The sequence below is a fragment of the Micromonospora sp. NBC_00860 genome, from assembly GCF_045207375.1.
Classification (GTDB): Bacteria; Actinomycetota; Actinomycetes; order Mycobacteriales; family Micromonosporaceae; genus Micromonospora; species Micromonospora vinacea.
Genome location: NZ_CP108825.1, coordinates 2,117,793 through 2,132,111, shown reverse-complemented (window position 1 = coordinate 2,132,111; position 14,319 = coordinate 2,117,793). Strand labels below are relative to the sequence as shown.

The 14,319-nt window shown below is 73.2% G+C and carries 10 protein-coding genes; 3 read left to right on the top strand and 7 right to left on the bottom strand.

The annotated features are described in order from the left end of the window. The first annotated feature begins 187 nt into the window (after nt 1-187). On the top strand, nt 188-1,267 hold the full coding sequence (locus OH804_RS09620) for an IS110 family transposase (protein ID WP_406064425.1): 1,080 nt from the start codon (nt 188-190) through the stop codon (nt 1,265-1,267). 62 nt (nt 1,268-1,329) lie between these two features. Next, nucleotides 1,330-4,365 (top strand): BTAD domain-containing putative transcriptional regulator, encoded by a 3,036-nt coding sequence (locus tag OH804_RS09615; protein ID WP_406064423.1) that lies wholly within the window; start codon nt 1,330-1,332, stop codon nt 4,363-4,365. Between the two features lie 7 nt (nt 4,366-4,372). Here OH804_RS09615 and OH804_RS09610 read toward each other — a convergent pair whose 3' ends face one another. The 6 genes from OH804_RS09610 to OH804_RS09585 form a co-directional block, all read right to left on the bottom strand. Then, nucleotides 4,373-4,924 carry a dihydrofolate reductase family protein gene (locus OH804_RS09610; protein WP_406064421.1) on the bottom strand — a complete coding sequence of 184 codons (552 nt, stop codon included), beginning with the start codon at nt 4,922-4,924 and terminating at the stop codon, nt 4,373-4,375. A 73-nt stretch (nt 4,925-4,997) separates the two neighbouring features. Beyond that, nucleotides 4,998-5,564: a hypothetical protein gene (locus OH804_RS09605; protein ID WP_406064419.1), complete on the bottom strand. Its 567-nt coding sequence runs from the start codon at nt 5,562-5,564 to the stop codon at nt 4,998-5,000. A gap of 17 nt (nt 5,565-5,581) precedes the next feature. After that, nucleotides 5,582-7,429 (bottom strand): S9 family peptidase, encoded by a 1,848-nt coding sequence (locus OH804_RS09600; RefSeq protein ID WP_406064417.1) that lies wholly within the window; start codon nt 7,427-7,429, stop codon nt 5,582-5,584. Continuing rightward, nucleotides 7,430-9,208, bottom strand: a complete 1,779-nt coding sequence (locus tag OH804_RS09595) for an N-acetylglutaminylglutamine amidotransferase (RefSeq protein WP_406064415.1) — start codon at nt 9,206-9,208, stop codon at nt 7,430-7,432. An 89-nt stretch (nt 9,209-9,297) separates the two neighbouring features. After that, nucleotides 9,298-11,967 (bottom strand): glutamate--cysteine ligase, encoded by a 2,670-nt coding sequence (locus OH804_RS09590; protein ID WP_406064413.1) that lies wholly within the window; start codon nt 11,965-11,967, stop codon nt 9,298-9,300. Nucleotides 11,968-12,080: 113 nt separating this feature from the next. After that, the gene (locus OH804_RS09585; protein WP_406064411.1) at nt 12,081-12,647 is read right to left on the bottom strand and encodes a DJ-1/PfpI family protein; all 567 of its coding nucleotides are present in this window, start codon (nt 12,645-12,647) and stop codon (nt 12,081-12,083) included. Between the two features lie 53 nt (nt 12,648-12,700). On the opposite strand from OH804_RS09585, the gene OH804_RS09580 reads away from it, so the two are divergent. Next, entirely contained in the window at nt 12,701-13,645 is a 945-nt protein-coding gene (locus OH804_RS09580; protein ID WP_406064409.1) for a GlxA family transcriptional regulator, read from the top strand. A gap of 42 nt (nt 13,646-13,687) precedes the next feature. Here OH804_RS09580 and OH804_RS09575 read toward each other — a convergent pair whose 3' ends face one another. Then, nucleotides 13,688-14,290, bottom strand: a complete 603-nt coding sequence (locus OH804_RS09575) for a dihydrofolate reductase family protein (protein WP_406064407.1) — start codon at nt 14,288-14,290, stop codon at nt 13,688-13,690. Nucleotides 14,291-14,319 lie beyond the last annotated feature (29 nt).

The following is a 14,319-nucleotide window of genomic DNA, read 5'->3' as shown; positions in this document are numbered from 1 at the left end:
GGTGTGCCTTGTGCAAGACCTGTCCCCAGGTGGTCGTCGGCGCCGGCCCGGCCCACCTTGCTGGCCTGATCAGAAGCCTGCCCGTGCGAGCACACGTGGCCCATCACAGATTTGCCGCCGAGGTGACTGCATCCCGAGCCGACGCCGACTGTCCCGGTCGTCACTGGCAAAGGAGTAACAACCCGAGATGGCACAGATCGTAGAGCGGGTCACGGATCGCTATGACGTGGTGGTGGGGGTGGACACCCACACCGACACCCACACCGCTGCCGTGCTCGACCGGTTCGGGGCGGTGCTGGCGCAGGTCACCGTGTCCACCGACGCGGACGGGTTGAGCCGGCTGGTGGCCTTCGCCGCCGCGCACACCCCGCCGGACGGGCGCCGGTTGTGGGCGGTAGAGGGCACCCGGGCGCACGGTCAGGGACTGTGCCGGCTGTTGAGCGCTGCCGGTGAACCGGTCTGCGAGGCACCCAAACCCGCCCCGGCGGTCCGCCGCCGGGGCGGGAAGTCCGATCAACTCGACGCGGTCGCCGCCGCCCACGCGGTGCTGGCACTGTCCACCGACCATATCGCTGTGCCCCGCAGCGACGGACCACGCGAAGCGCTGCGTCTGCTGCTGGTCTGCCGCCGCCACCACAGCGACGCGCGCACCGCCACGGTCAACCTGGTCAAAGCGCTGATCCTGACCGCCGACGACGCCCTGCGCCACGCCCTACGCGGGCTGAGCACCACCCACCAGATCGCCCGCCTGACCGCCCTCGACCCATCCGAGAGCACCCACCTGCCCACCGAGGAACACACCCGCCGCCGCGAACTGGGCACCCTCGCCCGTCACATCCACACCCTCGACGCCGCACTGGCCGACAACCACCGACGCCTCCGCGCCCTCGTCACCGACCTGTGCCCACCCCTGCTCGACCAACCCGGAGTCGGACCCGTCACCGCCGCGATCGCCCTCACCGCCTGGTCACACCCCGGCCGCGTCCGCTCCGAAGCCGCCTACGCCACCCTCGCCGGCGCCGCCCCCATACCCGTGGCCAGCGGCCGCACCGACCGATACCGCCTCAACCGCGGCGGCGACAGAACCCTCAACAGCGCCCTACACACCATCGCCCTGACCCGCCGCCGCATCCACCCCGAAACCCGCGACTACATCAACCGACGCCGCGCCCAAGGCCGCACCACCAGAGAAATCACCCGCTGCCTCAAGCGCTACATCGCCCGACAGCTCTACCGCACCATCACCACCCACCACCGCACCCCTTGACAACCCCCACTCACAGATCGCGCAATGGGTCGATGTCGCTCCCCGCGACTAGGATGACCGCCGTGCAGTTCGGGGTGCTGGGGCCGCTCGCCGTGACCACCGACGCCGGCGAGCCGGTGGTGGTGCCCGGCACGAAGGTACGAGCGTTGCTGGCCGACCTGTTGGCCAACCGCAACCAGGTGGTCTCGGCGGACCGTCTCATCGACGACCTGTGGGGTGACGACGCCCCCGCCAACCCGGCCGGCGCCCTCCAGGTGCGGGTGTCGCAGCTACGCAAGGCTCTCAACGATGCCGAGCCCGGCGCCCGCGATCTGGTCGAGTCCCGGCCACCCGGCTACCTGCTGCGGGTCGACGCGGTCGACGTCGGCCGCTTCGACGAGCTGGCCCGCTGCGCCGACGTCGAGCGCCTGACCGAGGCCCTCGCGATGTGGCGCGGCGAGCCGTACGCCGACGTGGCCGACGCCGAGTTCGTGCGTGCCGAGGCGACCCGCCTCGCCGAACAGCGCCTCGTCGTGCAGGAACGGCTGGCGCAGGCCCGGCTGGCCCGGGGTGAGCATGACCTGGTGGCCGCGGACCTGGCCGAGTTGGTCGCCAAGCATCCGCTGCGCGAGGGCCTGCGGGCGGTGCAGCTGCGCGCGTTGTACGCGGCCGGCCGCCAGTCCGAGGCGTTGGAGAGCTACGCCGACCTGCGGGCCCGGCTCGCCGAGGAGCTCGGCCTCGACCCCGGCCCGGAGCTGGTCGCGCTGCACCGCAGGATCCTGGAACAGGACGCCGGCCTGAACGCCGCGCCGAAGGCGGCGCTCATCCGGAACAACCTGCCGGCCCCGCTCGACGAGCTGATCGGGCGCGATGAGGCGCTCGCCGAGCTGGCCGCGCTGCTGCCCCGGCACCGGTTGGTCACACTGGTCGGACCGGGTGGCGTCGGCAAGACTCGGCTGGCCACCGAGACGGCCCGCGCGGCGTCCTATCCGGACGGCGTGCAGCTCATCGAGCTGGCCCCACTCCCGGCCGGTGACGCACGCGTCGCCGAACAGGTGCTCGGCGCGCTGGGCGCCCACGAGGCCGCCGGAACGACAGTGTCCCCCGCCGACCGGCTGGTCACGGCCCTGCGCCACCGGCAGCTGCTGCTCGTGCTGGACAACTGCGAACACGTCATCGAACCGGTCGCCGAGCTGGTTGCCCGGCTGCGGCGCGACGTGCCCGGGGTCAGCGTGCTGGCCACCAGCAGAGAGCCACTCGGGCTGACCGGTGAGCTGCTCTGGGAGGTACCCCCGCTGCCGGTGCCGGACGACGGTGACCTGGACGCGGTCCGGCGCTCGGCGGCGGCCCGGTTGTTCGTCGCCCGCGCCGCCGCGCAGCAGCGCGGTTTCCACCTCGACCGGCAGACAGCGACAGCTGTGGCCCAGCTGTGCCGCCGCCTCGACGGTCTGCCGCTGGCGTTGGAGCTGGCCGCGACCCGGGTTCGCGCGCTGGGCGTACGCGGGGTGGTGGACCGGCTCGACGACCGGTTCCGGCTGCTCACCACCGCCCAGCGGGACGTGCCACCCCGGCAGCGGACGCTGACCGCGGTGATCGGCTGGAGCTGGGACCTTCTCGACGAGTCCGACCGGGTGGTGCTCGCCCAACTGGCGGTGTTCCCGGACGGCTGCACCCCGGAGGCCGCCGAACAGGTCTGCCGAACCGACCTGGACGCCCTGGCCCGGCTGGTCGACCGGTCGCTGGTGGTGCTCGACGACTCCGGTGCGGCCCCCCGCTACCGGTTACTCGAATCGGTGGCCGCGTTCTGCCTGGAACGCCTCAGCGACGCCGACCAGGTCCGCGAGCGGCACGCCGCCTACTACACCGAGCTGGCCGAGCGGGCCGACCCCGGGCTGCGCGGGGCCGACCAGCAACGTTGGCTGGCGCTGCTCGACACCGAGCTGGCGAACCTGCGCTCGGCGCTGGCGCACGGTGGTGGGCTGCGCCTGGCGGTCGCGCTGAGCTGGTACTGGTTCCTGCGCGGCCGGCTCACCGAGGCACGGCGGGCCCTGGCCGTGCCCGGCGACCCGGAGCAGGAGGCCCGTGCGACGCCCTGGCGGGTCGGCTTCGCCCTGTCACAGGGTGAGGTTGTCGCTCCGGACGACGTGCGCGCCGCGGTGGCCGCCGACCCGAACAGCCACGCCGCCTGGTTCGCGGCCAACGCGGTGATCGAACACGGCGACCTGACCCTGGTGTCGGAGCTGCTGCCCACCGCCGCCGCCGACGACCCGTGGACCGAGGCCGCGGTGCTCACCTCCCTGGCCCACATCGCCCACGCCAACGGTGACCAGGCCACCCTGGAGCGCACCGCGACCCGCAGCGCCGCGCTCTTCGCCGACCTCGGCGACCGGTGGGGTCGGCTCCGGGCTACCGAGTGGGTGGGTGGGCTGGCCGACATGCGCGGCGAGCACGAGCGCGCCGCCGCGCTGCACCGCGAGGGGCTGCGCTGGGCCGAGGAGCTGGCGCTGTGGCCGCAGGTCTGCGCGGAGCTGTCCTGGCTGGCCTGGCTCGCCGTGCAGACCCGCGACTACGCCCAGGGTCGGGAGCTGGCCGAGCGCGCGTACGGACTGGCGGTGGAGCAGGGCCCGCCCGGCGCGCTGATCTTCGCGGAGATGAGCCTCGGGCTGGCCGCCCGCCGCGACGGCAAGCTCGACCTGGCCGTCACCCACCTCAGCCACCTCGCCGACCTGGGCCGGGGAGAGAGCCAACCCGCGCTCTACCTGCCGATGGTGCTGGTGGAGTTGGGCTACGCGGTCGAGCAGGGCGGCGACCCGGACGCCGCGTTGGCCCTGCACGTCGAGGCGTTCGACGTCGCCGAGGCGATGGCGACGATGCGGGACGCGGTCGGCCCCCTGGAGGGAATGGCGGCAGCGGTGCGCTCCCCCGAGGTCGCCGCCCGGCTGCTGGGCGCCGCGGCCGCCGCCCGCCTCGCCGCGCAGTCCCCCGCCGCGCCGGCCGAACGTGACGACACCGACCGGACGACAGCACGCCTGCGGGCGGAACTCGGGCCGGAGCGCTTCGACGCGCTGCTCGCCGAGGGCGCGCAGCTGAGCCCGGGCGAGGCCCGGGCCCAGCTCTGACCGGTGCTCAGGAGGTCTTCGGCTGGTACGAGGCGACGATCACGCCGCTCTTGTGCACCCGGGTGTCGACCAGGTCGAAGGACGCCTTGAGGTCGGCCAGCGGCGAGGTGAGGCTGGGGCCGCCCTCCAGCACCGGGTGGATCCAGAAGCGGACCTCGTCCACCAGGCCCGCCCGGATCAGCTGGGCGGTGACCGAGCCGAAGCCGTACTGGATGATGTTCTTGCCCTCCTGGGCCTTGAGCGCGGTGACCGCCTCGACCAGATCGCCCTGGAGCACCTCCGTGTTGTTCCAGGTGGGGTTGGTCAGGGTGGTCGAGGCGACGTACTTCTTGACGTTGTTGAAGTACGCGGCGCCGGTGGTCGGGTCGCTCTCGTCCATGCTCGGCCAGACGGAGGAAAAGCCGTCGTAGGTGGCCCGGCCCATCAGCATCGCGTCGGCCGCCTCGGTCTGCGCACCGGCGAGGCTGGCGGCCTCCTCGTCGAAGTACGGCGCGGTCCACATCGGGTTCTCGATGACGCCGTCGAGGGTGATGTAGGTCGAGTTGATGAGCTTGCGCATCGGGATCTCCTGGGTGTCTGTCGTGCTCTCCGGTGACACCCAGAACTCTGCCGGAGCCCGCTTACGATTCGCTTCAGGTGGCCTTACCCGCGCCGTCGGCCGGGCCCGACGCCGGGTCGGTCGACGGGATCGGGAGCGCCTGCGGGGTCACCGTGCCGCCACCGCTCGAGTGGGCCGGGGCGGGGCGGTCACCGCCGCGACTGTGCAGACGCCCACGCCCGGCCGGACCGGCCCGCCGGGTCACCTCGACCGTCACCATCCGCACCGGCGGTGGCGGCGCGGTGAAACGCCCGACACCCCACCGCACCCAGATCGGGATCCGGCCGGCGTCCGCCTCCGCGCGCAGCTTCTGCACCGTACGGGCCCGGTCGGTGTGGTCGACCTCCACCACGACGGGCGGACCGTCGGGGCGGGCGCACGCCACGTCGAGAACCGAGTGCCGCTGCTCCAGCGGCGGCGGCAATGGCAACACGCTCGGCGCGCGCCGGTAGACCCGCCAGCCCTGGGCCTCGGCCCACCGCACCACCGAGTCGATCACCCGCGCGGTGACCTCGTCGGTGTCCAGGTCGACGAAGGTCACCTCGGTCAGCCAGCGACCCAGGTCCGCGGCCAACCGCTCACCCTGCGCCGCGACCTCCACCGGCGCAGGATAACGCCTCAGCCGACGACGGTCGCGGTGGCGGTGAGGTGCCGGGTCAACCAGCCGGTGGTGGCCGTACGGGCCGCCTCGGCGTTGGCCCGCGCCAGGAAGTCGTGCCCCTCCCCGGCGAGCACGAGGTGCCCGTGCGGCACACCCCGGTCGGCGAGGGCCTGGGCGACCTGCGCCGACTCGCCCGCCGGCACGTTGGTGTCGTTGGCGCCGTGGATCAGCAGCACCGGCACGTCCAACCGGTCGATGTGGGTCAGCGGGGAGAGGTCCCGCAGCAGGTCGGCATCCCGCTGCGGGTCACCGTACTTGCTGACGGCGGCGGCGGCGATCCACGGCTCGGTGCCGGCGAAGAAGGTCCGGAAGTCGGAGATGCCGCACTCGGCGACCCCGGCGGCGAACAGACCGGGGAAGTTCACCAGCACCGCGAGGACCAGGTAACCACCGTAGGAGCGGCCCAGAACGCCGAGCTGGCCGGGCCGGGCGACGCCGGCGTCGACGAGGAAGTCGGCGCAGGCCGCCACGTCGGCGATCGCACCATAGCGGCCGGCGAGGTTGTCGGCGGCGACGAACGACCGACCGAAACCGGACGACCCCCGGACGTTGGGCGCGAAGACCGCGACGCCCTGCGCCACGAGGGCCTGGAACAGCGGGTTATGGCCGGGACGCTCCTGCGCCTCCGGGCCACCGTGCAGGCTGATCGCGGTCGGCCAGGGGCCCGGCCCGGCCGGGCGGTACAGCCAGCCGGAGAGCGGCAGCCCGTCGCGGGCCCGCAGGTCGAGGAGTTGCGGCGCGACACCGGCATCGTCCGCGCGCGGGGCGCCGGTGTCCGGCCGCAGCGGGCGCGGCGCCCCGGTCGACGGGTCGACCAGCCACACCTCCCGGGGCTGCACCGGCCCCTGCGCGGTGAGGCAGAGCAGACCGCCGTCGGCGGCGAAGACGACGTCGCCGAGCACCTCGCCGGGGGCGGCGACGGCACGCTGCACACCGCTGGCGAAGTCGAGCATGCTCAGCTCGCTGCGCCCGCCGTAGGTGTTCCACAGCAACGCGCCGCGCTGCCCGTCCGCGCTCGGCGTGACGTGTTCCAGCTCGGCGTCCGGTCGCCCGGCGAGCCGGGTCGGCGGCTGCTCCGGTCGGGTCAGGTCGACCCGCACCAGCGCGGCGAGTTCGGAGTACGCGTCGGTGCGGGCCAGCACGCTCGTGCCGTCCGGGCCGAACCAACCCTGGTCGGTGCTGCCCCGGCCGGTGTCCGGGAACAGCCGCCGCCGCTCGCCGGTCGCCACGTCCAGCAGCTCCAGCCAGCGGGCGTTGCGCGGGCCGCGACGCAGCAGCGCCACACCGGCGTCCGGGGTCACGTCCAGGAGGGTGAGCAGGTCACCCTGGGCGAGGACCCGCCGGTGCCCGGTGGCCGCGTCTACCAGGAGGGCCTGCCCGTGCTCGTCGGTCTCGGTGACCGCCAGCACCGCGCCGTGAGGCAGCCAGCCGGCCAGCGCGGCGCTGCGGCGGCCGAACCCGGCGACCTGGTGACGGCGCGTACCGTCCGGGCGCAGCACCCACAGCTCGGTGCGGGGCGCGCCGCCGGGGGCGACGACACAGGCCAGCCACTGGCCGTCCGGCGACCAGGTCAGCGCGAGGACCGGCTCGTCGCCCATCGGCAGCACGACGGGTGCACCGGCGTCGACCTCGCAGACCCAGACGCCGGGCGTGCCGGCCCGGTCGGAGAGGAACGCCACCCGGCGGCCGTCGGGGGACGGCGCCGGGGCGAAGTCCTCGCTGGTGGGCACCGGCGCCGACATCGGCCGGTGGCTCGCGGGGCGGGCCCGCCGGGCGGTGCGCGGCGGCTCAATCCGTACGCTCATCTAAACCCCGATCCGCTGCAACCAGAGCTCCAGCAGCCCGAGCTGCCAGAGCGCGTTGGAGCCCAGCGTGGTCCGCTGGGCGTTCGGCGCGTCCAGCAACTCCTCCAGGTAGTCCTTGCGGAACAGTCCCCTCTCGCGCGCCGGTCGGGCGGTCAGCGCGTCCCGCACGTCGTCGAGCAGTGGGCCGGAGAGGTGCCGGATGGCGGGCACCGGGAAGTAGCCCTTCGGCCGGTCGATCACCTCGTCCGGGACGATGCCCCGGCTCGCCGCCTTCAGCACGCCCTTGCCGCCCTGCGCCAGCTTCAGGCCGGGTGGGCAGGCGGCGGCCAGTTCGACCACCTCGTGGTCGAGGAACGGCACCCGCGCTTCCAGCCCCCAGGCCATCGTCATGTTGTCGACCCGCTTGACCGGGTCGTCGACGAGCATCACCAGGCTGTCCAGGCGCAGCGCCGCGTCCAGCGCGGTGTCCGCGCCGGGCGCGCCGAAGTGCGCGGCGACGAACTCCAGGCTGGCGTCGTGGTCGAGCATCCACTCGGGCGCCAGGTGCCCGCCGAGCGCGTCGTGGCGACGATCGAAGAACACCCGGGCGTACGCCTCGACGGCGTCCGCGCGGGCCACGTTCGCCATCGGCGGGTACCAGTCGTAGCCGGCGAGGATCTCGTCGGCGCCCTGCCCGGACTGCACCACTGTGATCCGCTGCGACACCTCCTCGGAGAGCAGGTGGAACGCGACGCAGTCGTGGCTGACCATCGGCTCGCTCATCGACGCGATGGCCTGGTGCACGGCCGGCACGAACCGTTCCGCGCCGATGCGGATCTGCTGGTGGTCGGTGTCGAAGTGTCGGGCCATCAGGTCGGAGTAGTGGAACTCGTCGCCGCTCTCCCCCGCCGCCGCCTCGAAGCCGATGCTGAAGGTGGCCAGCCCGGTCTGGCCCTGCTCGGCCAGCAGCGCGACGATCAGGCTGGAGTCGAGACCGCCGGAGAGCAGCACGCCGACCGGCACGTCGGCGACCATCCGCCGTCGTACGGCGGTGCGCAACGCCGCCATGAGCCGTTCCTGCCACTCGTCGGCGGACATGGTGGGGGCGGCGGCCCGGTTGAACTCCGGCCGCCAGTAGGTGGTGTCGGTGCTCCGGCCGTCCGCGGTGATCACCCGCACGGTGGCCGGCGGCAGCTTGCGGACCCCGGCGAGGATCGTACGCGGCGGCGGCACCACCGAGTGGAAGCTCATGTAGTGGTGCAGCGCCACCGGGTCGAGGTCGGTGTCCACGTCACCGGCGGCGAGCAACGCCGGCAGGGTCGAGGCGAACCGCACCCGACCCGGCCCCTCGGCCAGGTAGAGCGGCTTGATGCCGAGCCGGTCCCGGGCCAGCACCAGTGTGTGCGTGGCCAGCTCGACCAGGGCGAACGCGAACATCCCGTAGAACCGCTCGACGCAGGCCGTCCCCCACCGGTGGTACGCCTTGAGGATCACCTCGGTGTCCGACGTGGAGCGGAAGGAGTAACCGGCGGCGGTCAGCTCGTCGCGCAGTTCCCGGTAGTTGTAGATGCAGCCGTTGAAGACCATTGCCAGACCCAGCTCGGTGTCGACCATCGGCTGGGCGCCCGCGTCGGACAGGTCGATGATGCGCAGCCGACGGTGCACCAGGGCCACCGGCCCCTGCTGCCACCGGCCCTCGCCGTCCGGGCCCCGGGAGGCCAGGGCGGGGAGCATCCGCTCGACGGCGGCCAGGTCCGGTGACGTCCCGTCGAGGCGGAACTCGCCTCCGATACCGCACATGGCAGGCACCTCTCATCGGCTGGGGCCGCTGACCGGTCCAGGCTTGGCGGACCGGGTTGCGTCCCGATGACGTGTGGGTCAAGCGTGGGTTACACCGACGGTTCGTCGGCTCCACCGAGCAGCCAGGTGTCCTTCGACCCGCCGCCTCGCGACGAGTTGACGATCATGCTGCCGGCCGGCGCCACCCGGGTCAGCGCCACCGGCGCGACCTCGGCGGTGTCCCCGAGAAACACGAAGGCCCGCAGGTCGACGTGGCGGGGGGCCAGCGCCGTGCCGTCGAAGACCGGGTGGGTGGTCAGCGCGATCATCTCCTGGGCGATCCACCGGTGCGGGGCCGCGAGGATCTGCTCCCGGACGGCGTCCAGCTCCTCGGCCTCGGCCCGGGGGCCGATCACCACCCGGTCACCGCCGTACCCGTCGACCGGCTTGAGCACCAGCTCGTCGAGCCGGCCCAGCACCTCGGCCCGCTGCTCGGGCAGCCCACACAGGTACGTCGGCACGTCCCCCAGCAGCGGTTTCTCGCCCAGGTAGTACTCGATCAGCCGGGGCACGTACGCGTACAGCGCCTTGTCGTCGCCGACACCGTTGCCCAGCGCGTTGGCCAGCGTGAGCCGCCCGGCGTGCACCGCGGCGAGCAGCGGCCACCCCAGCGGCACTCCGTCCGCGCCCGGCGCGTGCAGCAGCGCCTCCTCGTCCATCCGCAGGTAGATCACGTCGACCTCACGGCGGCAGCCCTCGCGGACCAACCGGACCCGGCCCTCCTCCACCAGCAGGTCGCTGGTCTCGGTCAGCGGAACCCCCATCTCGTCGGCGAGCAGCCGATGCTCGAACCACGCCGGATCACCGGGGCCGCTGCTGAGCACCACCACGGCGGGGTCGTCGGCCGCGGCGGGCGCGGCGGCGACCAACGCCCGGTACAGCATCGCCGGCGTCTCGTCGGCGGGCAGCAGGTCCTCCGGCACCGGCAGCTCCGGCAGCACCGCCTGGGTCAGCCGACGGTTCTGCACCGCGTAGCCGATCCCGGAGGGCACCCGCAGGTTGTCCTCCAGCACGTACCAGCCGCCCTCCGGGTCCCGGACGAGGTCGGTCCCGGACACCTGGGCGCGGGTGCCCCGCCGGCCCATCAGCGCCCCGGTCGGGCGCAGCCCGGGTGAGGACTCCACCACCCACGCCGGCACCACGCCGTCGGCCACCACCGCCCGGTCGGCGTAGACGTCGCGCAGGAACGCGTCGAGGGCGCGAGCGCGCTGCACCAGACCGGTACGAAGAGTCCTCCAGTCGGCGGCCGGCACCACCCGGGGCACCAGGTCCACCGGGAAGAGCCGGGTGCTCGCCTCGCCGGCCACGCTGAACGTCACCCCCCGGGCACGCTGCTCCTCGTCCCGGTCGTGCTCGCGTTGGCGCAGGGCCCCGGCGCCGAGCTGGCGCAGGGCCGCGAGCATCGGGGCGTACGCCGGCTGCGGTCCGGCCGGTCCGAAGACCTCGTCGCCGGCGTCGGCGTACGTGGGCAGCGCCGGCGGTGTCGGCGCACCCGGCAGCGGCCCCCGGACCCGGCCCCGGGTTTCGTCGAGCAGCAGGTCGACCACGTCGGCCAACCGGCCCCGTCGCTCGTACGCCCGCCGCTGCCGGGCGGCGGAGCTGCCGCGTTCCAGCGCGTAGCGGGTCAACTCGCTGACCTGCTCCCAGTCCCCGGTCGCCTCCAACTGCGGGCGCAGGTCCGTCACCAGGCGGCGGACCGCCTGGGCGGCCGACACCGGTCGGGCCGACCGGGGCAGGTCGAGCAGGTCACCTTCCAAACCGGAGCGGGCGGCCCGCCACACGGCAGCGCGCAGCACCGGTGGTCGTACGGCAGTGCGTTCCACCCCGGCGCGCAGGGCGGCCACCTCCCGCCGGACGAGCGCCCGGAACAGGCCGGTGAGCAGGACGATGGTCTCCACATCGGCGTTGGCGTCGGTGATCCGCAGTTCCACTGTGGGCACGTGCGCAGACGGCCGGACGTCGAAGTAGATCATGGCGGGGTCGGTGATGGTCTCGGAGGAGATCAGCTCGGCGACCAGCGCCTCGTGGTCCGCCGCGCTGGTCACCTCACCCGGGTCACCCGCGGTGGGCCAGCGCTGCCAGACCAGCGATCGGACGCTGGCGTACCCGCTGTCCTGGCCCATCCAGTACGGCGAGCTGGTGGAGAGGGCGAGCAGCACCGGCAGCCACGGTTGGACCCGACGGGTGACCGCCACGGCCAGGTCCCGGTCGGAGACGCCGACATGCACCTGCGCCCCACAGATCAACTGCTCCCGGGCGAGCATCTGGTACTCGTCGAGCATCCGCCGATAACGGGAGGTGGGGGTGACGCTGGGGTCGCCGTCGGCGCGCAGCGGCACCGTACCGGCCGCCACGATGCCCAGCCCGGCCCGGTCGGCGACCTGGACGGCCGCCTGACGCAGCCGGGTCAGCTCGGCGCGGATCTCGTCCAGGGTGCGGCAGACCGCGGTGTTGGTCTCCACCACGCTGCGGTGCAGCTCGGCGGTGAACGAGGCGGCCGGCAGACGGTCGAGCAACTCCCCGGCGCGGGGCACCAACTCCCGGGTGTGCAGGTCGACGACGTGGAACTCCTCCTCCACCCCGATCGTGGCCAGGTCCGCCGGGTCGCCGTCGTCCAGCGACAGGAGCGGGTTCGTGCGGGGGGTGGGCAGTATCCGGCCGTTGCCGGACCGGCCCACCGGCCCGTCGTACGTCGGCGCGTTCGTGGTGTTGTCGGCCATGGTCACCCCGGTTCGCGTGTCGGTGCTCTCGACTGTCCGACGAGCGTTCCCAGGGTTGGTACCGGGGGTGTTTCCGGCGCGTTAAGGTGACGCGCCCGTTCTGTCCGGGCTGCTCAGCGACCCGCAGCCGGGTACTCGATGGACGCAGCGACCCGCTTGGCGGTGGCGGCGCCGAGTTCGCGTTCCGTGAGCCACAGACCCAGATCGAGCCCGGCCGACAGCGCACCGGCGGTGACCCGGTCACCGTCGTCGACCACCCGCTCATCGAGGACGATGACGTCGTGGGCGCGCAACTCGTCGTACGCGTTGCGGTTGGTGGTCGCCCGACGACCCGTCAGGAGCCCGGCGGCCGCGAGCACCAACGCGCCGGTGCACACCGACGCCATCCACCGCGCCGATGGTGCCAGCTCGGCCAGCCTCGCCGGCAGCACACCGCGCTGCGCCTGCGCCCAGGCACCCTCGGCGGCCCGGTTCAGCCATCCGCCACCCGGGACGATCACGCCATCCGCCTGATTCAGCACCTCGGGGACCTGGAGTTGGACACCACGCATGCTGGTGACCAGCCCCGGCCGTTCGACGGCGACGAGCGCCACGTCGAAGCCGGCCATCGACAACACCTCGAACGGCCCGAAGACGTCCAGTTCGTCGAAGCCGTCGAACACCACGATCTCGATTCGCATACGGCCCAGAATCTCCCGTCGAGCGGGCGGCGACGAGTGGCATCCTTGCCATCATGCGTAAGAGTTCCGCCACGCACCGGGTCGCCGTCCTCGCCCTCCCCAGAGTCGTCGCCTTCGATCTGACCATCGCGACGCAGGTGTTCAGGCACGAGGGCCACGGCCGGTACACGATGACGGTGTGCACACTGGACGGTGGTTCGGTCACCACCACCACGGCTGGCCTGGAGCTGACCGTCGCCGCGACGCTCGACGTGCTGGACGATGCCGACACGGTGATCGTCCCCGGATTCCGCCGCGGCCCGGCACCGGCCCGTGCTCTCCACGCGCTGCGGCTGGCCCACCGTCGTGGGGCCCGCATCGCGTCGATCTGCACCGGCGCCTTCGCGCTGGCCCAGGCCGGTCTGCTCGACGGCCGCCGCGCGACGACCCACTGGGCGCACGCCGACGCGCTCGCCCGCGAGCACCCGCGGGTGTTCGTGGACGCGAATGCGCTCTACGTCGACGAAGGTGAGGTCGTCACCAGCGCCGGACTCGCCGCCGGTCTGGACATGTGCCTCTACCTCGTCGGCCGCGACCACGGGCAGGCTGCCGCCATCCAACGGGCCCGCCACATGGTCACACCGCTGCACCGAGCCGGCGGTCAGGCCCAGTTCATCCCGGTCGGCGTTGGGGGCGAGGACGACGAGTTGGCCACTGTCACCGCCTGGGCGAGCGGCAACCTGCACCGCCCGATCACTGTCGCGGACCTTGCCCGACAGGGTGTGATGTCCAGCCGTACGCTGCACCGCGCCTTCCAGAGTCGGTTCCGGATGGGCCCACGAGCCTGGCTGATCCAGCAACGGCTGCGCGCCGCCTGCACCCTGCTCGAGAACGGCGGGATCACCATCGACGAGGTCGCACGGCGCACCGGCCTGGGTACGGCGACCAACCTCCGGGCGCATTTCCAGCGGGCCTTCGCCACTACCCCCACCGCGTACCGGCGGGCCTTCACCCCCTGATCCTCCGACGGTGGCCGTGGCGCGGTCGTGGTGCAAGGCCGCTCAGGCCGCTGGGCGTACCCGGTAGGCCAGGTGGGTGACTCCGACGCCCTCGACGACGCTGAACGGGCCGTCCAGCTGGAGTGGCGCGATCTTCAGGTCGGCGAAGAGCGGGATGCCAGCGCCGAGCAGGACCGGGACGAGCTCGACGTGCACCTCGTCGAGCAGGCCGGCCTCGACGACCTGGGCGGCGATGGTGCCGCCGTTGACACCGACCTCCTTGTGGCCGGCGATCGCCTTCGCCCGGGCGACGGCGCTCTCGATGCCGTCGGTGACGAAGACGAAGGACTCGTTCTCGGGTGCCCAGCCCTCCGGCACGCTGTGGGTGACCACCACGACGGGCACGTCCAACGGATGCCGGCCACCCCACCCGCTGGTGATGTCGAAGAGCCTCCGGCCGACGACGAGCGCGCCGGTCCGCTCGGTGAGAGCCCGCAGATGCCGGGCGCTCACAGCGGACGTCCGAAAGGTCAGCTCGGGGTCGGCCGTCGGGGTCTCGACGTCACCGTTCTCGTACCACTGGAACAGGTACTCGAAGCCACCGTGGGACGCGTCCGCGATGTAGCCGTCCAACGACATCGTCGCCCAGGTCGTCACCTTCGTCATCGATCCACTCCTCGGTCCGTGAGCTGCCA

Bases quoted from the DNA above. Each gene is read 5' to 3' on its own strand.
- OH804_RS09620 (WP_406064425.1), top strand. From the start codon at position 188: ATGGCACAGATCGTAGAGCGGGTCACGGATCGCTATGACGTGGTGGTG.
- OH804_RS09610 (WP_406064421.1), bottom strand. From the start codon at position 4,924: ATGCGCAAGCTCATCAACTCGACCTACATCACCCTCGACGGCGTCATC.
- OH804_RS09600 (WP_406064417.1), bottom strand. From the start codon at position 7,429: ATGAGCGTACGGATTGAGCCGCCGCGCACCGCCCGGCGGGCCCGCCCC.
- OH804_RS09595 (WP_406064415.1), bottom strand. From the start codon at position 9,208: ATGTGCGGTATCGGAGGCGAGTTCCGCCTCGACGGGACGTCACCGGAC.
- OH804_RS09590 (WP_406064413.1), bottom strand. From the start codon at position 11,967: ATGGCCGACAACACCACGAACGCGCCGACGTACGACGGGCCGGTGGGC.
- OH804_RS09585 (WP_406064411.1), bottom strand. From the start codon at position 12,647: ATGCGAATCGAGATCGTGGTGTTCGACGGCTTCGACGAACTGGACGTC.
- OH804_RS09580 (WP_406064409.1), top strand. From the start codon at position 12,701: ATGCGTAAGAGTTCCGCCACGCACCGGGTCGCCGTCCTCGCCCTCCCC.
- OH804_RS09575 (WP_406064407.1), bottom strand. From the start codon at position 14,290: ATGACGAAGGTGACGACCTGGGCGACGATGTCGTTGGACGGCTACATC.